General features: G+C 62.7%; 26 protein-coding genes and 2 pseudogenes. 18 read left to right on the forward strand and 10 right to left on the reverse strand.

Features of this window, described 5'->3' with window-relative positions; all coding sequences use genetic code 11:
- Positions 1-147 precede the first annotated feature (147 nt).
- Genes ABIB90_RS01840 through ABIB90_RS01850 form a run of 3 tightly spaced genes read left to right on the forward strand, consistent with a single transcriptional unit; the run spans position 148 to position 1,665 of the window.
- Positions 148-750: a hypothetical protein gene (locus ABIB90_RS01840; RefSeq protein WP_354200025.1), complete on the forward strand. Its 603-nt coding sequence runs from the start codon at positions 148-150 to the stop codon at positions 748-750.
- A gap of 19 nt (positions 751-769) precedes the next feature.
- Entirely contained in the window at positions 770-1,093 is a 324-nt protein-coding gene (locus ABIB90_RS01845) for a hypothetical protein (protein ID WP_354200026.1), read from the forward strand.
- A 14-nt stretch (positions 1,094-1,107) separates the two neighbouring features.
- Entirely contained in the window at positions 1,108-1,665 is a 558-nt protein-coding gene (locus tag ABIB90_RS01850; protein WP_354200027.1) for a hypothetical protein, read from the forward strand.
- On the opposite strand, the gene ABIB90_RS01855 is transcribed toward ABIB90_RS01850, so the two are convergent.
- Positions 1,658-2,254, reverse strand: a complete 597-nt coding sequence (locus ABIB90_RS01855; protein ID WP_354200028.1) for a hypothetical protein — start codon at positions 2,252-2,254, stop codon at positions 1,658-1,660. The two genes, ABIB90_RS01850 and ABIB90_RS01855, sit on opposite strands and share 8 nt — an antisense overlap.
- Before the next feature lie 688 nt (positions 2,255-2,942).
- On the opposite strand from ABIB90_RS01855, the pseudogene ABIB90_RS01860 reads away from it, so the two are divergent.
- The 3 genes and pseudogenes from ABIB90_RS01860 to ABIB90_RS01870 all read left to right on the forward strand — a co-directional run.
- Positions 2,943-3,431 (forward strand): annotated as a pseudogene (locus ABIB90_RS01860) (elongation factor 4); the annotation flags it as partial.
- A gap of 716 nt (positions 3,432-4,147) precedes the next feature.
- Positions 4,148-5,104, forward strand: coding sequence for a hypothetical protein (locus ABIB90_RS01865; protein ID WP_354200029.1), 957 nt, complete (start codon positions 4,148-4,150; stop codon positions 5,102-5,104).
- 262 nt (positions 5,105-5,366) lie between these two features.
- Entirely contained in the window at positions 5,367-5,666 is a 300-nt protein-coding gene (locus tag ABIB90_RS01870) for a hypothetical protein (RefSeq protein ID WP_354200030.1), read from the forward strand.
- Positions 5,667-6,218: 552 nt separating this feature from the next.
- On the opposite strand, the gene ABIB90_RS01875 is transcribed toward ABIB90_RS01870, so the two are convergent.
- A complete protein-coding gene (locus ABIB90_RS01875; protein WP_354200031.1) occupies positions 6,219-6,992 on the reverse strand; it encodes an SDR family NAD(P)-dependent oxidoreductase in 774 nt (257 codons plus the stop codon).
- Between the two features lie 165 nt (positions 6,993-7,157).
- On the opposite strand from ABIB90_RS01875, the gene ABIB90_RS01880 reads away from it, so the two are divergent.
- Positions 7,158-7,496 carry a response regulator gene (locus ABIB90_RS01880; RefSeq protein WP_007597763.1) on the forward strand — a complete coding sequence of 113 codons (339 nt, stop codon included), beginning with the start codon at positions 7,158-7,160 and terminating at the stop codon, positions 7,494-7,496.
- A gap of 20 nt (positions 7,497-7,516) precedes the next feature.
- Here the strand turns inward: ABIB90_RS01880 and ABIB90_RS01885 are convergent, their stop codons facing one another.
- The 3 genes from ABIB90_RS01885 to ABIB90_RS01895 form a co-directional block, all read right to left on the reverse strand.
- Positions 7,517-7,726 carry a hypothetical protein gene (locus ABIB90_RS01885; RefSeq protein WP_354200032.1) on the reverse strand — a complete coding sequence of 70 codons (210 nt, stop codon included), beginning with the start codon at positions 7,724-7,726 and terminating at the stop codon, positions 7,517-7,519.
- 14 nt (positions 7,727-7,740) lie between these two features.
- Complete coding sequence (locus tag ABIB90_RS01890; RefSeq protein ID WP_167552273.1) at positions 7,741-7,914, reverse strand: hypothetical protein; 174 nt, start codon at positions 7,912-7,914, stop codon at positions 7,741-7,743.
- 700 nt (positions 7,915-8,614) lie between these two features.
- Positions 8,615-10,015: a TAXI family TRAP transporter solute-binding subunit gene (locus tag ABIB90_RS01895; protein WP_502918230.1), complete on the reverse strand. Its 1,401-nt coding sequence runs from the start codon at positions 10,013-10,015 to the stop codon at positions 8,615-8,617.
- Positions 10,016-10,272: 257 nt separating this feature from the next.
- Here ABIB90_RS01895 and ABIB90_RS01900 point away from each other — a divergent pair, with 257 nt between their 5' ends.
- The 3 genes from ABIB90_RS01900 to ABIB90_RS01910 all read left to right on the forward strand — a co-directional run bounded on the left by ABIB90_RS01900 (position 10,273) and on the right by ABIB90_RS01910 (position 14,118).
- The gene (locus ABIB90_RS01900; RefSeq protein WP_354200033.1) at positions 10,273-11,898 is read left to right on the forward strand and encodes an amidase family protein; all 1,626 of its coding nucleotides are present in this window, start codon (positions 10,273-10,275) and stop codon (positions 11,896-11,898) included.
- 106 nt (positions 11,899-12,004) lie between these two features.
- Positions 12,005-13,159, forward strand: a complete 1,155-nt coding sequence (locus ABIB90_RS01905) for an acyl-CoA dehydrogenase family protein (RefSeq protein WP_354200034.1) — start codon at positions 12,005-12,007, stop codon at positions 13,157-13,159.
- A 206-nt stretch (positions 13,160-13,365) separates the two neighbouring features.
- Complete coding sequence (locus tag ABIB90_RS01910; RefSeq protein WP_354200035.1) at positions 13,366-14,118, forward strand: hypothetical protein; 753 nt, start codon at positions 13,366-13,368, stop codon at positions 14,116-14,118.
- Positions 14,119-14,171: 53 nt separating this feature from the next.
- Here ABIB90_RS01910 and ABIB90_RS01915 read toward each other — a convergent pair whose 3' ends face one another.
- The gene (locus ABIB90_RS01915; RefSeq protein ID WP_354200036.1) at positions 14,172-16,334 is read right to left on the reverse strand and encodes a putative bifunctional diguanylate cyclase/phosphodiesterase; all 2,163 of its coding nucleotides are present in this window, start codon (positions 16,332-16,334) and stop codon (positions 14,172-14,174) included.
- A gap of 468 nt (positions 16,335-16,802) precedes the next feature.
- On the opposite strand from ABIB90_RS01915, the gene mepA reads away from it, so the two are divergent.
- The 6 genes from mepA to modC all read left to right on the forward strand — a co-directional run bounded on the left by mepA (position 16,803) and on the right by modC (position 20,977).
- Positions 16,803-17,747 carry a penicillin-insensitive murein endopeptidase gene (mepA, locus tag ABIB90_RS01920; RefSeq protein WP_035995328.1) on the forward strand — a complete coding sequence of 315 codons (945 nt, stop codon included), beginning with the start codon at positions 16,803-16,805 and terminating at the stop codon, positions 17,745-17,747.
- Between the two features lie 178 nt (positions 17,748-17,925).
- Entirely contained in the window at positions 17,926-18,135 is a 210-nt protein-coding gene (locus tag ABIB90_RS01925; protein WP_007597777.1) for a TOBE domain-containing protein, read from the forward strand.
- Position 18,136: 1 nt separating this feature from the next.
- Entirely contained in the window at positions 18,137-18,640 is a 504-nt protein-coding gene (locus tag ABIB90_RS01930; RefSeq protein WP_354200037.1) for a hypothetical protein, read from the forward strand.
- Positions 18,641-18,819: 179 nt separating this feature from the next.
- Positions 18,820-19,605 carry a molybdate ABC transporter substrate-binding protein gene (gene modA / locus ABIB90_RS01935; RefSeq protein WP_354200038.1) on the forward strand — a complete coding sequence of 262 codons (786 nt, stop codon included), beginning with the start codon at positions 18,820-18,822 and terminating at the stop codon, positions 19,603-19,605.
- A gap of 11 nt (positions 19,606-19,616) precedes the next feature.
- The gene (gene modB, locus ABIB90_RS01940; RefSeq protein ID WP_007597781.1) at positions 19,617-20,312 is read left to right on the forward strand and encodes a molybdate ABC transporter permease subunit; all 696 of its coding nucleotides are present in this window, start codon (positions 19,617-19,619) and stop codon (positions 20,310-20,312) included.
- A gap of 2 nt (positions 20,313-20,314) precedes the next feature.
- A complete protein-coding gene (modC, locus tag ABIB90_RS01945; protein ID WP_354200039.1) occupies positions 20,315-20,977 on the forward strand; it encodes a molybdenum ABC transporter ATP-binding protein in 663 nt (220 codons plus the stop codon).
- A 188-nt stretch (positions 20,978-21,165) separates the two neighbouring features.
- Here modC and ABIB90_RS01950 read toward each other — a convergent pair.
- The 3 genes and pseudogenes from ABIB90_RS01950 to ABIB90_RS01960 form a co-directional block, all read right to left on the reverse strand.
- Positions 21,166-21,336, reverse strand: a pseudogene (locus ABIB90_RS01950) (GntR family transcriptional regulator); the annotation flags it as partial.
- 18 nt (positions 21,337-21,354) lie between these two features.
- Positions 21,355-21,615, reverse strand: a complete 261-nt coding sequence (locus ABIB90_RS01955) for a hypothetical protein (RefSeq protein ID WP_354200040.1) — start codon at positions 21,613-21,615, stop codon at positions 21,355-21,357.
- Positions 21,616-21,843: 228 nt separating this feature from the next.
- Positions 21,844-23,637, reverse strand: coding sequence for a potassium/proton antiporter (locus ABIB90_RS01960; protein WP_007597784.1), 1,794 nt, complete (start codon positions 23,635-23,637; stop codon positions 21,844-21,846).
- A 211-nt stretch (positions 23,638-23,848) separates the two neighbouring features.
- On the opposite strand from ABIB90_RS01960, the gene ABIB90_RS01965 reads away from it, so the two are divergent.
- Together ABIB90_RS01965 and map are read left to right on the forward strand one after the other, a co-directional pair.
- The gene (locus tag ABIB90_RS01965) at positions 23,849-25,165 is read left to right on the forward strand and encodes a mechanosensitive ion channel family protein (RefSeq protein WP_354200379.1); all 1,317 of its coding nucleotides are present in this window, start codon (positions 23,849-23,851) and stop codon (positions 25,163-25,165) included.
- A gap of 121 nt (positions 25,166-25,286) precedes the next feature.
- Positions 25,287-26,105 carry a type I methionyl aminopeptidase gene (gene map / locus ABIB90_RS01970; RefSeq protein WP_007597786.1) on the forward strand — a complete coding sequence of 273 codons (819 nt, stop codon included), beginning with the start codon at positions 25,287-25,289 and terminating at the stop codon, positions 26,103-26,105.
- 13 nt (positions 26,106-26,118) lie between these two features.
- Here the strand turns inward: map and ABIB90_RS01975 are convergent, their stop codons facing one another.
- Positions 26,119-26,715, reverse strand: coding sequence for a bifunctional transcriptional activator/DNA repair enzyme AdaA (locus ABIB90_RS01975; RefSeq protein ID WP_354200041.1), 597 nt, complete (start codon positions 26,713-26,715; stop codon positions 26,119-26,121).
- Positions 26,716-26,771: the final 56 nt, after the last annotated feature.

Raw genomic sequence — 26,771 nt, forward strand, 5'->3', positions numbered from 1 at the left:
TCTAGGCCCGAATGAAGTTGCAACCCGATACAAGTCCGGATGGCTTGCCGGAGCGCCAGAGCGCGTCTAAGTTGAGTGCTCTGGGAGGGGTTGATGCGACACCGCGAAGCTTTCGCCGCAGCGGCGCCAATGCGCTGAGCGGCGCCTATGGCTCTTGTCGAATGTCCTGAGTGCCGCGGTCGTGTGAGCGATAGAGCAGCCGCCTGCCTATGCGGCCATCCCATTGCGCGCTACGATCCGTCCAATCTTGACGCTTCGGTGCGAGCCCAACGTTGGCTCCAGCGCGAAGCAGCACGGGATGAAGAGCCGCAGAACACTCCCCCTCCTAAAGGGGCAAACCGCGGTTGCGCAAGCCTGCTCGTAATAGCTCTCGTCTTCGTTGTCGTAGCTGTCATCCTTGGAGACCGCGTCCGGCAAAAAGAACAGGCAAGTCCAACGTGCAAATCAGATTGGCATCTTTGCGTCGACAATGCGGACATCATCAACAATTTCGAAGGCACGTCCTATGGCCAAGTCTCATGCAAGATTGAGGCACAGAAGCTCGCTAAATATGGCGAGCCGAAGTTTCCATTTTTGCCATTCAGTAGTTTCTATAGAGGCGACAACTATCGAAAGACTGGGGTCGCGTTTCTGATTGAGAAAGACGCGCAATATCAGAACGGCTTCGGGGCTATGGTGCACAGCACGGTCATGCGCAGATATGATCTCGATCGCAAACAGGTCCTCGGCGTCGACGTAAGCGCGAATTGATGACCAGAGGGAGGGAAGAATGAGCGGCCCATTGAAACTGAAGAAAGCGAACCCGCAGCGCCTTCGATCGCCTGGGCTCAGCGAAGCATGGCTTCAACAGCAAATCGCCGCCGATCCGACCTTCCTTGGCTTCGGCGGCCTGACAGTGTTTCAGGAGGAGAAAACCCAGCCGGCCGGTGGGCGTATCGACTTCATCATGTCCGACGCACTTAATGCTGGCCTAGAGGCATCGGACAAAAGGCAGGCATCGATCCAGATGTTTCTAAAGCCGGAGCAGATAAAGCAGCATCCCAGCCCGATCAGCGACGTGTTGAAGGCTGCCGAGCAATGGTCCCATCGTTAGGCAAGGAGACACCTGTGAAGCCTATTTCCTTGTTGACACTAGGCGCGGCTTGTTTGATCGCAGCGACAGCCGGCGCGGAAGCCGGAGGCACCGGGAAATTTCTGGCGTCGCTGCTTGCCCGCGGTGTTGCTCGTGAAGCCATAGGAGCGGCTGTAAGATCGAACAATACAATGACTGTCTACGTGCCGAAAACCTACGGCCCCGATGTTCTGACCGTCGATCAGTTGGCCGTTTGCATGAAGAGGGCGAACGCGCTCGACGGCGAGAACGACAGAATAGAGGGCGCTCGCTCCTCACTTCAGACGATGAAACTCGCTATCGATGCTAAGGCCACAGACGTTGAGTTCAAGAGGATCGCAATGAACCGCTACAGTAAGAAATCGGTCGACGACTTCAATGCCCTGATCGAGAGCTATAACGCGCTCGTCACCGCCGGGAAGGCGAGGCAGGCAGATTTCAATGCGTCCGTTGATGCGCATAATGTCGGCGTGGACGGTTACAACGCTGCTTGCGTCAAGCGATATTACGCAGACGACATGGAAGAGGCTAAGAAGCTGGCCGCGGTCAACTGAGCTTGACCTGTGAGAGCACCGAATTCATGGCTCGATACGTAACCCCCAGGCCTGAGGCGACGGCTCCGGAGAACCCTTCGAAGTCAGCTATGAACGCCTCACCGTGCGTCATGTTCGGTAGTATCACGCGATCAATCAGGTACTTCGAGACCAAAACGTGCGCGGTGGGGACCGCCAGATAATCGAGCCGCCCGGAAGCATTCAGGTTTGCCACGCGCGGGTTGAATTGTCGCTGGTCATTGAGCACGGCTTCCAGTTCCTCAAATACTCGACCGAATTCGTAGCCTTCTGGGGTTTCCTTTATCCCGTGTATCGCCCCTGACACCATCGAGCGCCGCTCAGAGAGTTGATACGCCTTGAAGACGGATTGCAGAGCTGCATGACTAAAGTAGCGCAGATAAAGCTTTGCTTGCGCGAGCGGCAGCCCGTTGGCTTCGAACACCGGCAGCCATCCCTTGGATGCATTGTAGTCCGGGAAGCGCGCGCCGAGCGATCTACATCCGTCATTGGTGAGGAAGTCGTCTGCGTATCTCAAAACAGCAAGGCCAAAATCACTGGGTGGAATCGACTTTTTGAACAGCCCAAACATCTCTCAACCCCCTCGATGAAATAACATTCCCAACGAAAACTTGTCCCGCTCGCTCCGCGCGCTCGACTGTTGCCCAACTTTAAATGAGCCGCCACGCGGTGCGGCGGGCTCGGCGCGACACCCCAACCTCATCGGCAAGCGCGCGCATGGTGCGCTCACCCTGGGGCGATCATGGCATGAAAGTACTCCGCGGCGAAGGCGTCACTGTCCCCGCTTTAGCGCACGATCTCGATCGCAATTTGCTGAATGCTGTGCTCGCGTACCGCTTTATCTGCCTCCTCCACACTCGCCAGCGTAGAATAGGCCGGGACGGTGTCAAGCGGGAGCTGCGGGCTCGGCAGCCCCAAACTCGGTCAAACTGAATGACAACAATCTTCTTCACCCGTGTTGAATGTCGCGATGGCGGGCGTACCCTTCGTGGCGAAGCTGCTCTCGATTCGAAGGGGCTACTAGTGACCAAGATTGCCTTCGGCTGGTTTCTATCGTGATGGCTTCGAGCATCTGGAGAACGTTCACAGGAACGCTGACGGTACGCTCGGGGTCCATAGCGATTCGCCGAACCCTCGCGATCGGACTTTCCCGCGTCACATATCGGTCTTTGATATGATGTGTTGGGCAGAACAGGAGAACGTTGCATTCATCCGGCAATACGCAGGCGAAGCTCAAAGGTAGATCAAGCTGCGCCCTGCAGAAGGAGCTGACCTACGTCGGCTCTCGCGCCATGGTGAAATTCGATCTGCCGCTCAACGAGGTCGTGTTCGACTTCTACGACCGCTTGAAGCCGGTTTCCAAGGGCTACGCCTCGTTCGACTATCATCTCACCGACTACAAGCCGGCCGATCTGGGGAAGATGCAGATCCTCGTCAACAACGAGCGGGTCGACGCGCTCTCGATGCTGGTTTATCGCAGCCGCGCCATGGTCGAGAAGATGAAGGATTTGATCCCGCCGCACATGTTCCATATCCCGATCCAGGCGGCGATCGGCGGCAAGGTGATCGCGCGCGAAACCGTGCGCGCGCTGCGCAAGGACGTCACCGCAAAGTGCTACGGCCGCGATATCACGCGCAAACGAAAACTTCTGGAGAAGCAGAAGGAAGGCAAGAAGAAGATGCGGCAGTTCGGCAAGGTCGACATCCCGCAGGAAGCTTTTATTGCCGCGCTGAAGGTGGATAGCTGAGGCGATGGCTTGGGCAAGCTCAAGCGTAAAACGCAGGTCCGATACGGACGTTTAGGGCCGAGAATAAAAACGCGAAAACACCCCCGTGCACGGTAGCCGACCCTCGTCGACGTTGCGATTTTCGATTTTCACGAAGTGGATTTGACTCGTCGGGCAAAACAGGGGCATGATGTCATCATGCCGGCTGTCAGAATCGGGGGTTCCAAGTGCCAGCCTAGCCCGCTGCTTTGGATCACGAGCGGACTTCGCGGTAATCGTTGAACTTAGAGAATTGCTTGGCGAGAACGGCCCAAGGGCTTGGGCAGAGCATACGTTGAAGGATGGATCGCAAGCTCCACGCATCTTGGCCAGGATCGGGATTCGGCGGCACTTTAATCGGGCCTTGGCGTTACCCCATTGAAATAACTGTTGCATATCTATCACACCAGGAATAAACCCCGTGTTCATCGATTCGATGCATGGTTTTTTTCACAACTCACGATGGTACGATTCGTCTATCGGGGGCATTTCAAATGATTGAATTTTTAGTTGTAGCCGGCGTAGTCAGCGCCGTTGGCACAGCCGTCGCTGGCGGCATAAGCTATGGCTCTAGGTACGTCGACCAAAAGCTCAAATATGAGCATCGGGACTTCAGTTTGGATGAACCGATCATCGCCCCGCCTACCAACACTGAACATCGATTTAGAGAAAAGAGCTCCGCCTAGCGGTCTCTTTCTGTGGGGCTTTTTGATCGGATCAAGAGCACGGCAAAAGGCACGCTGTCTGACTCTCTGAGGGAGGGTTGGAAGAAGGTTCGCGGCTTGCTGTATGCCGCAATCAGCTTGTACGCCCTATCTCTGTTTCAAACTTTTTACGGGCTCGACCATGCGCCGAATTGGGCCGAGGTCGGACGATTGATCTGGGCTTCAGCCAGGAACTTTCCTTCGTTTTTGCGCGACTGGTTCATTTCGGTACCGTACGACCTTGTCATCGAGAATCCGCTTCAATCCGCAGCGCTACTAATATTGATAGTCGGCTACATTATTCTGGTGACGCTGTTGATGCGCGCCAACAGAAGCCTAAACAAGCAAAGCGATATTCTGAAAGGCGCTGACGCGAACCACGCTTTGGTTTCTCAGGCGGGCATAAAAGCTAGATACCCTCACGCACGGCAAATGGACGGCGGCGCGCCTTGGAAGACACTTTGCGAGGAAATTCTACATCCAGAGAATAAGTTTATTTACATATTAGGAGCGAACGGGATCGACACTTTCGGCAGCCCCAAATCGCCGCTTTATGACGCAATGGAGAGCTTTCGAGGAACGATCCGTGTCGTCTTGTGCAAGCCAGACGGATCTCCGATGAAGGGCCGCGCTGCTGCGGTTGGCGTCTCCGTTGCAGACTATGCCAAAGCTATCAAAGCATCCGTCCGTCGACTGAAGGACCTTAAGAAAAAGCAACATGCTGTGGATGCTCGTTTTTACGATGGTCAACCAAACTGGAAGTTGATCATCACGAACAGCATGCTTTGGATTCAATACTACCAGCCGGGCGGTCCGCACGTTGATCAAACGCCGGTCTGGCTCGTATCGGCGACAGAAGGTGGCGACGGTTTGTACCATCTATTCCATATGGAATTTGACAGGGTTTGGGCTCGCTGCAATGGCCCTGGCTCGCAACCAAACCTTAGTTAGACGGAGAGCACTGCCAATAGCGCTTTCACTGCCGCCACGCCGGATGCTGCAGAAAAAAAGCGGCTCGGTTAGTGCAGCCTCACTATCAGAGTAAGCTTCGCCGTGGCTGATCCGTTTGGCAGAGCCGGAAGATGTAAAAGTCGGACAAAGGTCACAACCTGAAGGGTTTATTGCCGCGCTGAACCTGGATAGTTGAACCGAAGGCTTAGGCCTAAGCGCCTTTTTCACCAACCGTTAACCATAACTCGGCGAGATTGCGACCATGGCGCCTGATTTGGTTTTGATTGAATGGGTGGATAGCGGTCAGCCAATACCGGGCTGGCAATGGCTATCTGACCTTGAACCGCGTCGCGCTCACAAATGCGTGTCGGTGGGATTTCTCGTTCAGGATGACGAGAAAACAAAAGTCCTCGCGCCGAACTTGGGTGCAAGTAACGGCGATGAAGATTGGGATCAGGCGTCGGGATTGTTTACAATCCCGAGCGCTGCCGTGACGAAGCTCGAACGACTTACTTGCGCTTCGGGGACGGCTTTGACGAACGATGGTCGGGCCGCTGCGTGAGCGCGGAAGCGGCAATCGTCTTGATCTGAGATTTAGTAACGGAGCCGGGATCACGGAGCGCCTTGGAGGCGAGCGATCCGACATCTTTTCCTGTCTTTTCGTTCTTACCCATGGATGATGCCTTTCGTGCATGGTTGCGACTCACCATGAGCCGTAGCCAGACTATGGGCTAAATCCTCTTGCACACAATTGCCGTAAACTTACGGCCCCGACTGGGAAGCGGGCAGCCCAGCGGCCACAGAGGCGCAGCGCTAACCCACCATTTGACCAAGCTGCTCAGCAACACCCGCGGTTTTCAGCGCTAACGAACCTTGGCGGTGAGAACTATGGCCGTCCCGGCGATAAGATCGCGATCCGTAGGACTGAAGTGAAACCGCTAATTGAGGCGGCCAGCCTCGTGGACACCTGGCTCCAACTGCTTATGTTTGAACAGGCTGGAGTTCGCAGGATTGGTCGAGCTCTTGCGAAACCCATGCCCGACGAGCGCTGTCTGGAAGTTTGATGGGTTTCGCTTGCGCTCTACCCATCCTACGAGCATCAGGCGAATTGCTTCTACGCCGGAGGCAACGTCACCCCTGTCAACTCGCCCAGCTTGTCGAGAAGCCGCTCCTGAAAATCGGGATCGGTCGCTTCGTGCGCCGGCTCTTGTTGCCGGAGGTCATGCCAGTAGCGACCGCTGACCAGGGCGGCGGGATCGTCGCTCACGGCCAGCCAGGTCTGCGTCCTTTGTCCGGTGGCCACGCCGACCGGCGCGCCGGCACCGCCCATTTTGGTGCGCGCCCAGCCGGGATCGACGGCGTTGCTCAGCACCTGCGGCCAACGCCGCGCCAAGGCAAAGGCCAGTGCGACCATGTGCAACTTGCTCTCCGCATACGCCTTGGCCGAATCCCAGGCTCGCCTCGTCCAGTCGAGATCGCCTAGCGATCCCTCTCCGCCGCGATGAAGCCCGCTGCTGAGATACACCAGCCGATCGGGGCGCTTCATCAGGGCGGTGAGCACATAGGGCGCGAGCGTGTTGACCGCCAGGGTGGAGGCGTGGCCTTCGGGCGTCGGGCCGCGGCTGCGCTCGGTATAGACGCCGGCGTTGTGGATGACCGCGTCCATTCGTCCGATCGCATTGACCTGATCTGCCACATGCCTCGTCTGGGCGGCGCTCTTGAGATCGCCGATCACGACCCGCGCGGAATGCGATTCAAGCCCGGCGATTGCCGCCGCACGTTCCGCCGATCGTGCGTGCAGGACGATTTGGTGGCCCTGTTCGAGGAGAGACTGGGCTGCTGCGCGGCCAAGACCGTCCGTGCTGCCCGTGATGAAGACGATTGCCATTGCCACTCCTGTCCGATCCCCGCTTCGGCGCCTCCGTCGAAGCCTCAAGGAGAATGCAACATGTTCGACTGATCATGCCGTGCGCAGGTCGCTGCGAACGAAGACATCACAACCGAACAATCTTCCGGGATGCGCATTAACATCCGATAAGTTGGGAATGACCGCATGTCGAATTTCGTCATGCTGCTGGTCGAGGATGACTCGCTCCAGCGCGAAGTTCTATCCGACCTCCTCAAGGACGAAGGGTTCGAAGTCGTCGAATGTGCCACCGCAGAAGCGGCGGAGCTTATCGTGGCGTCGACGGGCACGGAGCTGCGGGCGCTCATCACCGATCACAACCTCGCAGGGAGAATGACCGGGCTCGAGCTCGCAGAGTACGCTCGCAGTGCCCATCCGGGGCTGAACATCGTGCTGATGTCCGGGACGGTGATGGCGCCGCTGCCGCCCAACACGATTTTTTTGCGCAAGCCGTTTGCGCCAGCTCATTTGCTGGCGGCCGTGTAGAACGGGGATTTCCTCGAAGGTCATCCGCCCGAATTTTCCGCGCCGACGGCGTTCTCGCTCTCCGGCACCGTCAGCCGGACGGAGTGACCCTGCCGCATGGCAAGCGATGCCGCCGCAACAGCCGCCTCGAAAGCGGCTTCCTTGGTCTGGTAAGTGTTCCTGATTTCACCATCGTGGTCGACGTGCCAGGCACCGTCCCTGCCAACAATATCATAGGCTGCGCGGCCCATAGTCTCGCCCTCCTTCATGCGTCCGGTGTTGCCTTGGAGGCTTGGGTGCTGCTCACCGGGTCCGACGCCGGGAAACTGTCCTTCAAGCCCTTGTCCAATTCGTCGTCCTTGGCCTTGTCGCGTCGGATGCCACGCTTGAGATCTTCCGCGTTCTTGTCCGGCGGCGCCGGATCGAATTTCTCGGTCATGCAAGTGTCCTTTCATGACCTCAAACGCCTGGAGCTGATGACCGTTCCTCCGAAGGAACCGACGCAGTGGGGGTTTGCTGTTGAATGGCACAACCAGAAAGGGCGCGCAGCCCAGTGTTCCTTCATCTCGGTTGCATCTTCTGCTACAACACATCCTGGGATAGCATGACGCATCCCTGCGATCAGGAGAAGGCAATGAAAGCTTCGGTTTTAGCGTTAGGGGGCTTGATCATTTTGTCGATCACATCAGCGAACGCAGCTCCCAAAGCCACGGCCGCCCCGACCACGGCAGCCAGCCCGGTCGCATGTTCCACCTCGGGTGGCGGCTTCGGGGGCTACCCGTCAGGCTGCCGAAACGGAGCAAACTTCAAGTCCTACAATGAATGCAAGGAATCAGGCGTCAAGCGCGGCTGGAGACACGAAGACATGGCGTGGTACTGCAGCGGTCTGGGACTGCAATAGCGAGGGGTCATTGCGCTTTTCACGGAGCGAACCCGGCGCGCCGACTGGAGCGGGATGGGTTGAGCTCTTGCGAAACCCATCGCTCGACGAGCGCAGTCTAGAAGTTTGATGGGTTTCGCTTCCGCTCAACCCATCCTACGAGCTTTCTCAGTCACCGCTGAGACCTTCTACGCGGCATTGGATTGAGGGCGGCGCGCTATCGATTGAGCGAAGCTCAAGATACCAAAGCCAGTATCGCCTAGCGCCGCGCAGCGAGCACGTTCGAAGGAGGGGTTTGCAACGCTGCGCGCCTCTCGCTGAGGGCATGGTCGAACAGTTCGAGCACAAGGCCGAAGGCTGCCAGCTCCTCCTCCTCGATGGCGCCGTCATCGTAGCAGCCAAGCGTTTCCTCGATGATGCTGTCAACCTCCTGCTGCATGGCCAGCAGTTCGTGGTCGAACTCCGCGGTGCGCACCTTGGAAACCAGGGCCAGGATTCTGTTGCGATGGCTGGTGTTCTCGTCCCTTTCATCCCGATTCAGATATTGACGCAGCCAGGCGCCGGCCGAGCCGATGCCGGAGAGAAGCAGGAGCGCAAACCAGAAATAGTCGCCGTACCTGTCGAGGAAGGTGCGCTCGGTCCCGTCGATCACCGCCGCCGCTCCCCGGTGAACCGGCAGCTCGGCTTCCTTCTCTGTGTCCGGCTTGGTGATTTGCGCAGCGCCAGGCACCTGCCTGGCGATCGCCTGGCGGAGGGCGAATTGCTGGCGGTAGAACGCTGACACTGTCGTTTCGGACAAGGCTTTCCGTGCGACGATCAAATGGCTGACACTGACGGTCTCCACCTTGTCATCCGGCCGGGCTGGATTCGCATTGAAAATGCTTGGCGGAATTTCCTCCGATTCATAACGAGGATGCTTCAGGGCGATGGCTTCCGATGCGTCGATCGCGAGAAATTTCGGCTCGCCCCGCATCCGGGCGGTCGCGGCAATCGCGTCGGCGGTTATCTTGCTGTCGAGCGGACCGACCGCCATGAAGGCGTCGAGGCTCGGGTCGCGCGCCAGCTCCTCGAGTTGGCCCGTGCCGAATTGAGTGACCGTGACCTTGTCCGGCTCTACACCGGCGGCGCTCAGGATCACCCTCAGCAACGCGGCGTTCGCCGGGGTCGCGCCGATCACCCCCACCCTGTGTCCCGCGAGATCGGCGACCTCCTTGATTTTCGGCGCCGGCTTTCGCTTGGAGCCCTTGCCCGCCGGTCCCGAAGAAGACCACAGCACGACGAAGTTCTTGCGCAAGATGACGACTGTTTGCGCGTCGGCCGGCATTTCCAGATCACCGCGACCGACCGCAAGGTCGGCCTTGCCGGCACCGAGCAGAGCGAGAGCTTCGGCCGCTCCGGCGGTCGTGATCGGAGACAGCCTCACGGTCCTGCTCTCGTTTACAAAGGCCTCGGTCATCGCCTCGATCACTTTGTGATCGTTGCTTCCCGGCGGTCCGACGGCAATCCGAAGAGTTATCGGCCGCAGCGCGTAATACAATGTACCCGCAGCGGCACCGAAAACGAGAAATCCGATGGCTAAAATCAGCAGTAGGGTCTTCGTCTGTCTCCGCCCTCGGCGGGCTGCGTCACCGCGTTTCATCGGAGCATCAGACGAGGACATTTGCCGCTGCCGGTTGGAGGTCAAAATCGCTGCCTGTTTCGGAACAGTATCATGCTCTTCTGGACAACGATAATGTCCGAGCAGCACCAATAGTTTCTTGGGGCCGGCGTGAGCTCTTCGAGCTTGCGCCATCATCTCCGATTCCGCACTTCACGTAGTGATTGCCGGATTGACGCCACACCACCTTGATCCTCCTCTGCAAATAGATCACCATCGCGCGATTGACCGCTCACGGCAGAATGGGCGAGGAAACGCGCATGTCCGAGCTTCCTGGAGCTGGCCTGACTGAACGGACGCCGTCGGCACCGACCATGCAGATGCTCGCGCACGCGCCGATGAGCGACATCGTCGATGCCCTGGCCGGCGGGCGGATCACCGCGAGGGCACTGGCCGAATTCTATCTTGCCCGCATCGCGGTCTATGACCGCGATGGGCCTAAACTCAACTCGGTCCGCGCGCTCAATCCCGATGCGCTCGCGGGCACGCTCGACGGCACGAGGCCGTCGGTCCAGCGGCCGCTGGCGGGCGTACCGATCCTGCTGAAGGACAATATCGCGACCGGCGACGAACAGCCGACCACGGCGGGCTCGCTGGCGCTCGAGGGCGCGCACGCCAGGGATGATGCCACCATCGTCAAGCTGCTGCGGAGCGCCGGCGCGGTGCTCCTGGGCAAGGCGAACCTGACGGAGTTCGCCAACATGCTCGCGATCGACATGCCCTCGGGCTATTCATCGCTGGGCGGGCAGGTGAAGAACCCCTACGCACCAGGCCTGATGGACGAGCACGGCATCCCGGTTCTGACCCCAGGGGGCTCAAGCTCGGGTTCGGCCGTCGCGGTGGCAGCCGGACTGTGCGCGGCCTCGATCGGTACCGAAACCTCGGGCTCGCTGCTGTTTCCTGCCAGCCTGAACGGACTGGTCACCGTGAAGCCGACGGTCGGGCTGATCAGCCGTGCCGGCATCCTGCCGCTCGCGCACAGCCAGGACACCGCCGGGCCTATGACGCGCACGGTGCGCGATGCGGCGATGCTGCTGAATGTGCTGGCTGCCAAGGACCCGCTCGACCCAGTGACGCAAGCGCAGCGGCGCCCGGCCGACTACACCGCCGGCCTCGCGTCGGACGCCGTTAAGGGCGCGCGCATCGGCGTGCCGAGCGACCCCGCTGACCCGCTGAACGATTGCTATTACGGCAAGCTGCTGCCCGACAGGTTCAAGCTGATGACCGAAACGATCAAGACGCTGGAAGATCTCGGCGCCGTCATCGTGCGCGCCAACATGCCGACGCTCGGCTGGATCGGTGGGCCGGGCACAACTATGGCGGTGCTCAATTGCAATCCCCTAAGCAGCCAAAAAGGCACGGTCGTGCGGCCGCCGGTCGTCTTCCTTTACGAGTTGAAGAGTGATCTTAATCTCTATCTGAGGGACTGGGCCACCAATACTGACATCAAGACCATTGCCGACGTCGTGGCCTTCAACAACGCGAACGCGGGAAAGGCGCTGCGCTTCGGCCAGGACTTCTTCCTCGCCGCCGACCTGACCAGAGGCGACTTGAGCGAACGTGTGTACAAATCTGCACGTGCCATGGATCTGCTCTCCGCCAAGACGCACGGTATGGACGCCTACATGAACCGGCACGAGCTCGACGCCGTGCTATTCCCAGGCGCAACTGGCGCGGCGATCGCCGCCAAGGCGGGCTATCCCAGCGTCATGGTGCCCGGCGGCTTCATCTCGGGAACGTTCGACGGCAAAGACACGCCTGATTATCCGCTCGGCGTCACCTTCGCAGGGCGCGCCTGGAGCGAGCACAAGCTGCTGCGTCTGGCGTATGCCTTCGAGCAAGCAAGCAACGCTCGCAAGCCGCCGCCGGGCTTGCCCGCGCTGTGATGTCATCCGCGTGCGCGCGAAATTGCGCGACAGCTTGATCCTCCCTGCCAGATAGACCACCATCGCACCACTTACCGCTCACGGCAGAAGGGGCGAGGAAACGCGAATGAACACTATTTCCGGCGTCGATCTGGGCGAACGCGCCCGCGCCATCGCGCCGCTCATCGCGGGCGAGGCTGACGATATCGAGCGGACGCGGCGGCTGACGCCGGCCGTCGTCGACGCGCTGATCGAGAACGGGCTCTATCGCGCGCTGCTGCCGCAGAGTCTTCGCGGCGTCGAAGCGCCGCCGGAAGCCTTCATGCAGATGCTGGAGGAGATCGCGAAAGCGGATGCCTCCACCGCCTGGTGTCTCGGCCAATGCAGCGTCTGTGCGATGATCGCGGCCTCGCTCGACCACGACACCGCGCAGGAGATCTTCAACACGGCGCCGGGCATCCTCGCCTGGGGCGCAATCGCGCATGAGGCGCGGGCGGTCGAGGGCGGTTATCGCGTCACGGCGCGCTGGGATTTTGCCTCGGGCTCGCGGCAGGCGAGCTGGCTCGGGGCGCATGTCCGCATCGTCGGCGCCGACGGCACGCCACGGAAAAATGCCGACGGCTCGGCAGAGGTGCGCACCATCCTGTTTCCGGTCGCGAGCGCCGTGCTGCACGACGTCTGGCAGGCGATCGGGCTCGCCGGCACCGGCACCGATTCCTACGAGGTCGCCGACCTGTTCGTCCCCGAGCGCTTCACCGCGTTTCGTGACGTGCCGTCCGCGCTACGCGAGCAGGGTCCACTTTACAGGATCGGCACCGGCTCGACCTTCAGCCTCGGCTTTGCCGCGGTGTCGCTCGGCGTGGCGCGCGCCACGCTGGATGCCGCGATCGCGCTGGCGCGCGGCAAGCATCAGTCGCTGGCGGCCAGCGCCATGCACGACAACCCGGCGGTCCAGGGCCTGATCGGTCGCACCGAGGGCGACCTGCGGGCCGCGCGCGCCTATCTCTATGCGACCGCAAGCGCGATGTGGCGCGACCTCTGCGCGACCGGCGCGTTCAGCGCGGCGCATCGGAGCTCGGTTCGCCTCGCCGCGACCTGGACCATTCACCAGTCGGCCAAGGTGGTCGACACCGCCTATCACATGGCCGGCGCGACCGCCGTATTCCGCAGCAATCCGTTCGAGCGCCGCTTTCGCGACATGCACGCCATCGCCCAGCAGATCCAGGCGCGCGACACGCATTACGAGGATGTCGGTAAGATGATCCTTTCAGGGGAGCGCTGACGTCGACCAGTTGCGAAAGTGCACGCACGCTGACCTATATTGAGTTCGCCATCCGGCGTCTTCGTCGCTGAACCTTGGTGAATTTTCCCCGACTAATTTCCATAGCTACAGGACGACGGCTTTTCCGCTGTGACCGCGCCGACCATGTGGAAGTGATAATTCCGAATTGTTTTTAGCGCGCTGCATTTGCGCAAGAGAGGTCCGTTATGGGCCGAACAGCTGGCAGGAAAGTCAGTTGCCATGCCATTCAGGGTCATTCGCCGGGATGGCACCATGGTGGCATGCTCATTGTTGCCACCCTCTGCACCGCATGCACGCTCCTGTTTGCGAGCGAAGCCGTGGCTCAATGCTCGGCGCGAGACGTCCTGCGGAATCAGCTGAAGCTCAAGCAGGCGCCGTCTGATCGGCCGCAAGTCCCAATCAAATCCGCCGTCGATCTCCCCGCGTGGAAGACGATCAGGATCGGGACGTTTGCAAACTTCTTCGCCCTCAGTAACGCTTTGGATGCGGCAGGTTGTGGCATCGGAAACTCGGCTGGCGAAATTCTCGCGCGGCCAACGTTTACCGTTAGCGCCACGAAAACGAGTGTAGAGCTTTTCACGGTGTCGGCAGCCGAACTGGGCTTTCGGACCGACACGGCGTTGCTGGCGGAGATCTATGCGCGCGCCAAACAATTGGGTTTCGGCCTGGCGGCTGCAGAAGTCGGACCACAATTGAGGCTTCAATATTTCGACCAGCCGATCGGTGAGTTTCTCATCATCGGAATGGAGCCAATCAGGACCTGGCAGGGCGCGCCCGTCATCTTGAATGTCGCCAATGGCGGCGCGGGACTGATCCTCATCGGCCAGGATGGCAGCGCCGACGCACAGATCCCCGCAGCATCCCGCTTCGTATTCGTGCGGTCCCATGAAACCGCTCCTGCCGAGGAGCAAGAGGCCGTAACACTTGTCGGTCGGTGAGCTTCCAGGTTTGGGCATCTGGAGACGCGAGACAACAGGTCAGCATCCTAACTCTAGGCCACCAGCGCGGCGTCTTCCTCGGCACCGTCGATGCCGCGCTGCGCGGCGAGCAGGCTGATGATCTCGGCATTCGGCCGGGCCTTGCTGAACAGAAACCCCTGGCCTTCGTCGCAGCCTTCGGCACGCAGGCAGCTCAGCTCGGCTTCGGTCTCGACGCCTTCGGCGGTGATGGTGACGCCGAGGCCTTTGCCGAGGCTGACGATGGAGCGGATGATCGCCTGGGCCTCGCGATTGGCGCCGAGATCGCGCACGAAGGACTGGTCGATCTTGATCTTGTCGAACGGGAAGCTGCGCAGATAGCTCAGGCTGGAATAGCCGGTGCCGAAATCGTCCATCGAGATGCGCACGCCGAGCGCGCGCAGCGCGTGCAGCGTCGCCAGCACCTGGGCGCTCTTTTCCAGCAGCAGCGTTTCCGTGATCTCGAGCTCGAGCCGCCGCGGCGGCAGGCCGGAATGCTTCAGCGCATCCGTCACCACCGAAAGCAGATTGCCGCTGCGGAACTGGAGCGGCGACAGGTTGACGGCGACGCGGACGTCGTCCGGCCAGGTCGCTGCGTCGTGACAGGCCCGGCGCAGCATCAGGCCGCCGAGCGGATTGATCAGCCCGGTTTCTTCCGCGACCGGAATGAACTCGGCCGGCGAAACCATGCCGCGCTCGGCATGCGGCCAGCGCACCAGCGCCTCGAAGCCGGTGATGCGGCCGCTCTGGAGGTCGATCAGCGGCTGGTAATACGGCCGCAGCACGTCGTTCTGGATGGCGTCGCGCAGCTCGACCTCGATCTTGCGGCGGGTCTGCGCTTTCGCATCGAGCGCCGCCTCGAAGAACGCGAACGAGCCGCGCGCATCCAGCTTCGCGCGCGACAGCGCCATGTCGGCGCTCTTGAGCAGCTTTTCGGAATCGTCGCCGTCGCCCGGCGCCATCGCGATGCCGATGGAGGCGCTTATCACCACGGAATGGCCGTCGAGCAGATAGGGATCGGCGATGGCTTCGAGCAGGCGCTTGGCCAGCAGCACCGCATCCTCGGGACGCGTCAGGCCGCTCTGCACGATTGCGAACTCGTCCGAGTTCAGCCGCGCCAGCGCGTCGTCCTCGCGCAAGGTCGAACGCAGCCGCTTGGCGACGCCGCGCAGCAGCTTGTCGCCGACCGCGTGCCCCAGCGTGTCGTTGACCGCCTTGAAATTGTCGAGCCCCAGCATCAGCAGGGCAACCTTGTCGGTGCTGCGCCTCGTATGCAGCAGCATCTCGTCGACCTGCTGGCGCAGCAGATTGCGGTTCGGCAGACCGGTCAGCCCGTCATGCTGAGCCATGAAGGCGAGCCGCGCCTCGGCGCGCTTGCGCTCGGTGATGTCCATCAGCGCGAGCAGCACCGCGGGCCGCTCGGCATAGGTCAGTTCGCGGGAATAGATCGCAAGGTCGATCAGGGCGCCATCGGCCTTGACGTGCTTCCAGGTGCGTCCGGCCTGCTCCTCACCGGCCGAAGCGGCGGTCCAGGGCGGCTCACTGTCGAAAGCTTGAAGGGAACGGATCGTCAGCCGCTCGAACTCGGCGCGGCTATAGCCGTAATGGGCGACCGCGGCATCGTTGACGCCGAGGATGCGCTCGTCGTCCAGCGCGCAGACGATCATGGGGACCGGATTGCCGTCGAACAGCAGCCGGAACGAGGCCTCGCGCTGCTTCAACTCGGTGATGTCGACGCGCAGGCCGACGACGCCGCCGTCCTCGGTCAGCCGCTCGTCAATCAGGATGACGCGGCCGTCCGCCAGCTTCTGCTCGTGGCGCGAGCCGGGCTGATAGAGCTTTTGCAGCCGCTCCGCGATCCATTCTTCCTCATGGCCGGCAGCTTCGGGATAATCGCCGCGGGCGACGCCGATGCGCAGCGTGTCCTCCAGGCGGGCGCCCTCCTCGAACAGATCGGCGGTCTTGCTGTAGATCTCCGCGTATTGCTTGTTCCAGAGGACATAGCGGCCCTCGGCATCGAGAAACACGATGCCCTGCGGCAGGATGTCGATGGCCTGGCGCAGGCGCTCATGGGATTTGCGCGCTTCCGCGATCGCAGCCTCGGCACGGCGGCGCAGAACTTCGTCGCGTTCGGACGGAGGATGATGGGCGCGCGCAAAGCGCGGCTTGCGCGGGTGCAGGCCGGACCTGCCAAGCACGCTTCCCTTTCGCTTTTTTGGCTTTCGAAACCCCAAACTCAACTTCACTCGCCCCAGTCGCGCCCAGCCACCGCAACTCTTGGGGCAAGTGTCTGAAAAAAAGGTAATCTTGGGTGGCATGGCGGTGGGACGCACGGTCTGGCAGTCTCGAAAAAACAGCCCTCATTGCCCGTTTGCAAGGCGCGGCAGTGGCGATGGGCGCTCCAAGCACATCGCATTGTCGTCATCGGAGAACGAGATGGCGCAAAATTGCGCGCTGCCTTGAATCATTTCCGCGATCGCGCGCGATTGCATGCAGAAGGGAGTGAGCACGCGTCCCGCGCACGAATTTTGGTCAATGCATGAGAGGGTTATCGCCTCGTTAAGAATCGGCCGTCCGACTCTGCGGAACTGCGACTTTTGAACGAGATTTCATCTGCTGGACTGTTCCTTAACCCTGACGCGGTGTTGGGCTATAAGAATGTCAACATGAGTCCCCGCCGCCTCGCCCCTCTCCTGCTCGTCATGACGCTCCTGGCCGCCGGCGACGCGCTGGCCCAGGACAAGGGCAGCATCAACCCAAAACCGCTGCCGCCGCTCGCTAATCCGAACGATCCGAGTATTGGTGCCAAGGAGCTGTTCGCGCGAAAGCTGCTGCCGTCGAAGGGACCGGCGCACGTCATCGGCTCCTATGTGAAGGGCTGCATCGGCGGCGCCGAGCAGATGCCGCTCAATGGCGACAATTGGCAGGTGATGCGGTTATCGCGCAATCGCAGCTATGGTCACCCCGCGATGATCGCGCTGATCAAGCGGCTTGCGGCGAGGGCGCACAAGGACGCGGGATGGCCGGGCATCCTGGTCGGCGACATCGCCCAGCCGCGCGGCGGGCCGGCGCTGTCCGGCCATGCCAGCCACCAGATCGGCCTCGATGCCGACATCTGGCTGACGCCGATGCCCGACCATCGGCTCTCGCGCGAAGAGCGCGAGGACATGTCGGCGGTGATGATGGTGCGGCCGGACCGGCTCGACATCGATCCGAAGGTGTTCACGCCGGGGCATGTGCTGGTGCTGCGCGACGCGGCGCAGGAGCCGGCGGTGCAGCGCATCTTCGTCAATGCCGCGATCAAGAAGGCGCTGTGCCGCGAGGCCAAGGGCGACCGTTCCTGGCTGTCGAAGATCCGGCCGTGGTGGGGCCACGACTACCACTTCCACATCCGCATGCACTGCCCGGCGGGCGCGAGCGACTGCGAGGGCCAGCCGTCGCAATCCGAGGACGAAGGCTGCAAGCCGTCCGATCTCTCCTACTGGTTCAGCGACGGCGTGCTGCACCCCAAACCCCCGCCGGAGCCACCGAAGCCGAAACCGCCGATGACGCTGGCGCAGATGCCGGCGGCGTGCAAGGCCGTGCTGCACGCGGGCAATGCGAAGCCGTAGCCGGTCAGGCTGTAACAACTTCGTCAGCGGCTAGTCCTCGGATCTCCAAATGCGTTAGAGTGCGGCGCTGCCCTGCCGTAAGCGGGTCGGCCCTGCCGGGATGCAATCCCGCCCTCATCAACCAAATCCCTCCTCACGCGTGCGGCTTCGTCGCGCGCGCCAGCCATTGTGAGAGCCCATGCGCATCAGTGCACGCAACCAGATCAAGGGAACGGTCATCGAAGTCACGAAGGGCGCCACGACGTCCCACGTCCGTGTCGACATCGGCAACGGTACGATCGTGACCTCCTCGATCACCAACGAGGCGGTCGACGACCTCGGCATCAAGGCGAAGGGGCAGGTCACGGTGGTGATCAAGGCCTCCGATGTGATGATCGCGGTGGACTGAGATGCGCATCCCTCTGCTGCTTGGATTGCTGTTGCTCGGTATCGCGCCCGCCTTTGCGGCGGAAGAACCCAGCGGCTGCGACAAATTCAAATGGTCGATCGAGCGCGAGCGCGCCGCGCTGACCGCGCCCGACGGTGTCAAGATGGCATCGGGAAGCGAGCAGGCCGCGTTGCCGTCGTCGGCCATCGCGCTGGGGCTGGTCGCGTCCGCGGAGGCAAAACTGCCGACGCCTCCGGAGCGCGCGCCAAAGGACGGCACATTCGCCGGCTTCACTGGCATCAAGGCCCCGAAGGCCGGGCTCTACACGGTCAGCCTGTCCTCGGGCGCGTGGGTCGATTTGGTCCAGGACGGGCATGCCCTCAAGCCCGTGGCGTTCAGTGGCGCGACCGATTGCGACGGCATCCGCAAGACCATGAAATACGAGCTGTCGGGCCAGCCCGTCGTGCTCCAGGTCAGCGGCGCCAAGGACAATTCGCTGTCGATCGCCATCCTACCGGCGCAATGAGCCAAGCGGTCGCCTTTGACCTGAGGCCCTGGCCTGCTATCTTCGAGAGTAGCGATATCCCTGCCGGCCGTAAGCCGCCGCCGGGACCCGTGGAACAGCGCTTCCGCTCGTCGCTCAGACCCACCAACGCCGGATCTGCGCGTGCTTCTTGCGCGCGCGATCTCGCACGGAGCGCATCCATGATTCGTATTGCCGGACTTTTCACCGCTTTCGTGATCCTCGCGGGCGCGGGCCTTTCGCCTGCCGCCGCCGAGGACAAGACCATCACCGTGTTCGCGGCAGCCTCGATGAAGAACGCGCTCGACGAGGTCGACGCGGCCTACACCGCGAGGACCGGCGTCAAGTTCAGCGTCAGCTATGCCGCAAGCTCCGTGCTCGCCAGGCAGATCGAGCAGGGCGCGCCGGCCGATGTGTTCGTCTCCGCCGACACCGACTGGATGGACTACGCGATCTCCAAGAAGACCATCAACGAGCCGACCCGGGTCAATCTGCTCGGCAACAGCATCGTGCTGATTGCGCCGAAGGATTCCAGACTCGACAACGTCGCCATCGCGCAGGGCTTCGACCTCGCAAAACTCGCCGGCGATGGCAGGATCGCGACCGGCGACGTCAAGTCGGTGCCGGTCGGGAAATATGCCAAGGCGGCGCTGGAAAAGCTCGGCGCCTGGCAGGCGGCGGAGCCGAAATTCGCCATGGCCGAGAGCGTGCGTGCCGCGCTGACGCTGGTCGCGCGTGGCGAGGCCAATCTCGGCATCGTCTATTCCACCGATGCCAAGGTCGAGCCCGGCGTGAAGATCGTCGGCACCTTCCCGGCGGATTCGCATCCCGCGATCATCTATTCCGTCGCTGCGACCGCGACGGCAAAGGGCGAGACCAGCGACTATCTCGCCTTCCTGCGCTCGACCGCCGCCAAGACCATTCTGGAAAAATACGGTTTCAAGTTCCTGATCAGCCCCTCCACTTAATTTGCGATTTGATGCTCGACATCTCTCCCGCCGAATGGACGGCGATCCTGCTCTCGCTCAGGGTCGCCGTGATCGCAACGCTGGTGGCAACGCCGTTCGGCATTGCGCTGGCGTGGCTGCTCGCGCGGCGTGAGTTCTGGGGCAAGTCGGTGCTCGATGCGCTGGTGCATCTGCCGCTGGTGCTGCCGCCCGTCGTCACCGGATATCTGCTGCTGCTGACCTTCGGCCGCCGCGGACTCGTCGGCGGCTTCCTGGCGGACCATCTCGGCATCGTCTTCGCCTTCCGCTGGACCGGTGCCGCGCTTGCCTGCGGCCTGATGGCGTTTCCGCTGCTGGTGCGTCCGATGCGATTGTCGATCGAGGCGATCGACCGCCGGCTCGAGCAGGCCGCCGAGACGCTCGGCGCCACTCCTTTCAAAGTGTTCTTCACGGTGACGCTGCCCTTGGCGCTGCCTGGCGTGCTCGCCGGCATGGTGCTTGGCTTTGCCAAGGCGATCGGCGAATTCGGCGCCACCATCACCTTCGTCTCCAACATTCCCGGAGAGACCCAGACGATTTCGTCCGCGATCTATTCGCTGATCCAGACCCCCGATGGCGACGCCGCCGCGGGACGGCTCGTGATCGTCTCGATCGTGCTGGCGCTCGGTGCGCTGATTGCCGCCGAATGGTTCGCCCGCCGCGCCACCGCGCGCCTGCACGGGAATTGACCATGCTGCGTGTCGACATCGAAAAGCAGCTCGGCGAATTCTCGCTGTCCGCCGCCTTCGCAAGCGAAGGTCGCGTCATCGGCCTGTTCGGAGCGTCGGGCGCCGGCAAGACCTCGCTGGTCAACATGATCGCGGGGCTGCTGCGGCCCGACCGCGGCACCATCGTGATCGACGGCGAGACCGTCGACGACAGCACGGCCGGCATTCATGTCCCGGCCTGGCGCCGCCGCATCGGCTATGTGTTCCAGGATGCGCGGTTGTTTCCGCATCTCAACGTCGCGCAAAATCTCGACTATGGCAGGCGGATGAACGGCCTCGCGCCCGATCCGGCGCAGCACAAGCGCGTCATCGAGCTGCTCGACATCGGCGCACTGCAGGGTCGCCGTCCCGGAAAGCTCTCCGGCGGCGAGCGGCAGCGGGTCGCGCTCGGCCGCGCGCTGCTGTCGCGGCCGCGCCTGCTGCTGCTCGACGAACCGCTCGGCGCGCTCGACGAGGGCCGCAAGCTGGAGATCCTGCCCTATCTGGTGCGGCTGCGCGACGAGGCCAACGTCCCCATGGTCTATGTCAGCCACGACGTCGCCGAGCTGCGCCAGCTTGCGACGCAGATCGTGATGCTGAAGCAGGGCCGCGTGACGTCGTTCGGCGGGGTGAAGGTGCTGGCGTGAGGGGCGGTTGAGCAGGCAACGGATGAGGCAAGCCGCCGGCCCACCCTCCGCCGTCGTCCTGGCGAAAGCCAGGACCCATACCGCGTGATCTATCAGCGGCAGGTGGTGTGCGTACCAGCGAAGAAAACGTAACTGCCGGTGTTCGCAAAACTACTCCCCGAGGTAATGGGCCCTGGCTTTCGCCAGGACGACGTTAGGGCGGGCTCGTAGACCGAGACCATCACCGAGGACCGGCTGAGCAGATCGGCGAGGAAGTGCGACAGCTCCGCATTGCCGAGCGCTTCCACCAGATGAACGTGGAAGGCGCCCGACAGCCGCACCGAGGCGGCGCGGTCGCCGCGTGTTGCGGCGGCGCGCTCTGCTACCGAGAACCGCCATTACCAGCCGCGATCGACGTTGCGCACCTCGCCCGTTCGGGCGTCCACGTCGACCTCCATCCAGCGGCCGGCGCGATCACGGCCTTCGATCTGCCATTCATCGCCGAGGAACTCCGTGTGCGAGACGGTTGTGACGCCGATATCGGTGGCGACATCGAGCGCGACCTGCATCGAGATCTGATCGCCGGTGTCATAGGCCATCGCGGGCGCGGCCGATCCGAGGCCGATCGCAACGATCGCCGGCAAGATGAGCTTTCGCATGGATTACTCCTGTCAGCTGCGTTTACGCCGCTAAGAACGAGCGGCATCGCGGAGCGTTCCGGGAGCGGCGGTCACGAAGACGCGCAAATCTTTGGCGGTTGCGGCGATTTGGTGGCGGTTCCCGTGCTGTCGCCACCGGTCTCCGCCGTCGTCCTGGCTTTCGCCAGGATGACATCGGGGAGGCATATCGTTTCAACGACTCTCACGGCCATGAGGCGCGAAACGCCGCTAGACCCCCGCCACCGAGCTCCACAAATCCGCGAGCTTGCGCCGCAGGACCTGCATGCGCGTCAGCGGCGCGGGGGTTTCCTCATCTTCCGGCAGGCGCAGGCCGACGACGTTGACTCGGCCACCGGAGATCGAGCGCGCCACAAGCACGATCGGATCCAGCACGAGCTCCGCCCCCTCTTTCGGCGCGCGGTCGAGATGGACGTCGAAATAATCAGCGAGCGTGTGCCCGCTCTCGTCCTCGCCGACCTTCACGCCGTAGATCTCCGCGAGCTCGGCGAGCGTGTGCTCGCCGGAGACCATGAAGTCGCCCAGCAGATGCGGGTCCGGCGCCGAGCTCGGCTGCATGTCGACGAAGAAGCGGTCGAGCGATTCGGCCTTTTCCGGGGGCGCCAGCAGATAGATGTAATCGCCGGGCGCGATCGGCTCGGCTTCAATCGGCGTCAAGATGTTCTCGTTGCGGATCACCAGCGTCGGCTTCGACCAGGACGGGATCAGGCCGCGGCGAAAATACAGGCTCTTGGACCGCACCGGATAGCCGACGAGCTGCTGCTCGAGCTGGCCGGGCAGATCCAATTCGACACGGCGCGGGCCACGCTCGGCGCGCGGCAGCGCCACGTGCAGCTTGCGCGCGGCCGGTGCCAGCGTCCAGCCTTGCAGCAGGAGCGAGATGATGACGACGACGAAGGCGACGTCGAAATAGAGATAGGCCTTCGACAGCCCGACCAGCATCGGGATCGAGGCCAGGAAGATCGCGACCGCGCCGCGCAGACCGGTCCAGGCGATGAAGATCTTTTCGCGCCAGTTGAAGCGGAACGGCGCCAGGCACACGAACACCGCGATCGGCCGCGCCACCAGCATCAGGACGAATGCGATCCCGACCGCCGGCAGCACGCTGCCGCCAAGCCGGCTCGGCGAGACCAGCAGGCCGAGCAGCACGAACATCACGATCTGCGCGAGCCAGGTCGCGGCGTCCAGGAAGGCCACCACCGAATTATGCGCACGCGTCGGCCGGTTGCCGATGATAATACCGGCGAGATAGACCGCGAGGAAGCCCGAGGCGTGCATGATCTGCGAGCCGCCGAAGATGACGAGCGCGGCGGTGGTGACAAACGGCGCATGGAGGCCCTGCGGCAGCGCGACCTTGTTGAGCGCGATGACCACCAGACGCCCGCCGATCACCCCGACGACGGCGCCCAGCACGGCCTCCTGGGCGAACTCCATCAGCACATGCACGGCCGTGCCCGTTCCGAGCGAGATGTATTCGACCAGCATCAGGGTCAGGAAGATCGCGAAGGGATCATTGGTGCCGGATTCCACCTCCAGCGTCGCCCCGACGCGCGGGCGCAGGCGCAGGCCCTGGGTATGCACCAGCAGGAACACTGCGGCCGCGTCAGTCGAGGCCACCACCGCGCCGACCAGCAGCGACTCCGTCCAGTTGAGGTCGAGCGCGTATTTAGCGAACGGCGCCGTGATCAGCGCGGTCAGCAGCACGCCGACGGTCGCGAGCACCATGGAAGGCGCGAGCACGGTGCGAATGCTGGCAAATCGGGTCCGCAAGCCACCATCGAACAGGATCAGTGCGAGCGCGACCGAGCCGACCAGATAGGTGGTTCGGACGTCGTCGAACTGCAGCTGTCCGGGACCGGAATCGCCCGCGAGCATGCCGATCGCGAGGAAGACGAGCAGAAGGGGCGCGCCGAAGCGCAGCGCAAGCAGGCTTGACAGGATCCCGGCCAACACCAGGACGGCGCCGAGCAATATGGCGAGGCTGACAGTGTCGAGGGAAGCCATCCACCTTCCGGGTACGAAATCGCTGGAATTGCATCCTTATCGTCGGCGGACTCCCACGCCAACCCATTTTCTCCCGCTCGCGGCAATCTGCCCGCATTTTGCGGCCTTAACGCGCTTTACTTAGCGGTGTATCGGTGGCCCGGCCGGGCCCTTTGTGGGATTCTCCGGCGCGCTCGAATCAATGCCTCCCGCCCGCTCCCCGACGAGACCGATAGACATGGACCTCAAAGACTTCATGGAGTTCGTGCAGACCACTGCGCGCAGCGTCGGGGCCGAAATCTCCTCGCCCTGGTTCTACCTGCAGTTCGGGCTCATTCTGGCCGCGGCCGGCATCGCCTATGCCGCCGAAGCCGCCGTTCGCAGCCGGGTCGACATGACCTCGCTGGCGATGCGCTGGCCGCTGCCGCTCCGGCACTTCGCCCGGGTGATGGTCTCCAGCGCCTCGACGGCGGTGTTCACCCTGCTCGTGATCATCTCGCGCGTGGTCATGTACCACGCCACCTGGCCGAGCCGCTCCTATCTGCTGATGGTCGCCGCCAAGCTCGGCCTGGCCTGGCTCGCGGTCCGGCTGGTGACCTCGGTGCTGCGCAACGCCTTCATCGTCAAGCTGGTGTCGATCACGGCCTGGTTCGTCGCGGCGCTCTCGATCCTCGGCCAGCTCGATGCGACGGTCGACCTGCTCGATTCCTTCGCCATCGTGCTCGGCGGGCTGCGGCTGACACCGCTGCTGGTGATCAAGGCCGGCGCGCTGCTGCTCATCGCGCTCTGGCTCACCAACATCGCCAGCAATTTCGCCGAGAGCCGGATCAACTCGACCACCGATCTGACCCCGTCGGTACAGGTGCTGCTGGTCAAGATCATCCGCATCGGCCTGCTTGCGGTCGCGATCGTGATCGCGCTCGGCACGGTCGGCATCGATCTCTCGGCGCTCGCGGTGTTCTCCGGCGCGGTCGGCGTCGGCATCGGCATCGGCCTGCAGAAGATCGTCGCCAATTTCATCTCGGGGATCATCCTGCTCGCTGACAAATCGGTGAAGCCCGGCGATCTCGTCACCATCGGCGACAACACCGGGCGGATCAGCGCGATGAAGACGCGCTATATTTCCGTCGCCGCCGGCGATGGCCGCGAATTCCTGGTGCCGAACGAGGATCTGGTGACGCAGAAGGTCGTCAACTGGACCTACACCGACAAGAACACGCTGGTGAAGATCGCCTTCGGCACCAATTACGACGCGGACCCACGGCTGGTCTGCAAGCTCGCCGCCGAGACCGCGGCCGCGCATCCGCGCGCACAGAAGGGCAAGCCGCCGAATTGCATCCTGACCGAGTTCGCCGAAGCCGGGATGAAGTTCTCGCTGACCTTCTGGATCGCCGACCCCGACGGCATGGACAACGTCAAGAGCGACGTGATGCTGGCGCTGTGGGACGCCTTCAAGCGCGAGGGTATCCGGGTTCCCTACCCGGTCCGCGAAATCCGCGTCCGCGGCGGTGCCCTGCCGGTGGAAACCATCATGGAAGTCCCGAATTAGGCCAGCTTAAGGGCGCAAGGCAGGCAGGCCTGACTTGCATGAAGGCGCGCAATCATTAAATTGGGGCGCGAAATCAAGCCTTTCCGCCGATATCGAGCCCACCTCAGAAGATTGCGCCCGCATGAGCTACGTCGAAGCCTCCGATACCTCCCTGCGCAAGACCGGACAGATCAAGCTGCACGGGCCAAGCGCCTTTGCCGGCATGCGCAAGGCGGGCGCGCTGGTGGCGAAGTGTCTCGACGAGCTCACGGACATCGTCGGGCCCGGCGTTCCGACCGAGCGCATCGACCAGTTCGTCCGCGACTTCGCCTTCAGCAACAATGCCTATCCGGCGACGCTGATGTATCGCGGCTACCGCTATTCGACCTGCACCTCGCTCAACCACGTGGTCTGCCACGGCATGCCCGGCGACCGTCCGCTGAAAGAGGGCGACATCGTCAACATCGACGTCACCTTCATCGTCGACGGCTGGTACGGCGATTCCAGCCGGATGTATGCGGTCGGCCCGATCGCGCGCAAGGCGGAGCGGCTGATCGAGGTGACCTATGAGGCGATGATGCGCGGCATCGCGGCGGTGAAGCCCGGCGCCACCACCGGCGACATCGGCCACGCCATCCAGAGTTTCGTCGAACCGCAGGCCATGAGCGTGGTGCGCGATTTCTGCGGCCATGGCCTCGGGCGCATGTTCCACGACGAGCCGAACATCATTCATATCGGCCGGCCCGGCGAAGGCGTGCAGCTCAAGCCCGGCATGTTCTTCACCATCGAGCCGATGATCAATCTCGGCAAGCCGCACGTAAAGATCCTCTCCGACGGCTGGACCGCCGTGACCCGCGACCGCTCGCTGTCGGCGCAGTTCGAGCACTCCGTCGGCGTCACCGCCACCGGCGTCGAGATTTTCACGCTGTCGGAGCGGCACGGCGAGAAGCAGATCGGGTGATCCCACCGCGCGCCTATCGCGGCCGTCGGAACGACGACGGTCGCCGCTTGTAGGTCGCGGCAAAGGCATCGTTGAATCTGCGAACGCTGCCGAAGCCTGCGGCGAAGGCGATCTCCGCCAATGTGATGCTGGTCTGGTCGATCAGGCGCTTGGCTTCCTGCACGCGCCGCGTCGCCGCGATCTCGCTCGGGCTCGCCCCGGCATGGCGCATGAACAGGCGGAGCAGATGGCGCGGCCCGACGCCAAGGGCTTCTGCAAGCTCCGCCATGGATGCACGATCCAGGAAACCTTCATTGATCAGGCGCACGCCGCGCGCAACGGTGCTCGCCGTTCCCATCCAGGCCGGCGACCCCGGCGCGGTTTCCGGCCGGCAGCGCAGACACGGGCGAAAGCCGGCACGTTCGGCGGCGGCGGCGGTCGGATAGAAGGTGACGTTTTCGGAGCGCGCGGGGCGAACCGGGCAGACCGGCCGGCAGTAGATCCGCGTCGAGCGGACACCCGAAAAGAACAGGCCGTCGAATGCGCGCGCACGCGCGAGGCGCGCGCGATCGCAAGTGTCCCAGTCGAGATGCGGTGGCAGCGTCTGCCGATGTTCCGAACCTGTCGCCATTGCGCGACAATAATGCCCGCGCTGCACGCCGAGTAGCCGAAATCGGACTCGGTCGG

It is taken from the genome of Bradyrhizobium sp. JR4.1, assembly GCF_040548605.1.
In the GTDB taxonomy this organism is placed as follows: Bacteria; Pseudomonadota; Alphaproteobacteria; order Rhizobiales; family Xanthobacteraceae; genus Bradyrhizobium; species Bradyrhizobium canariense.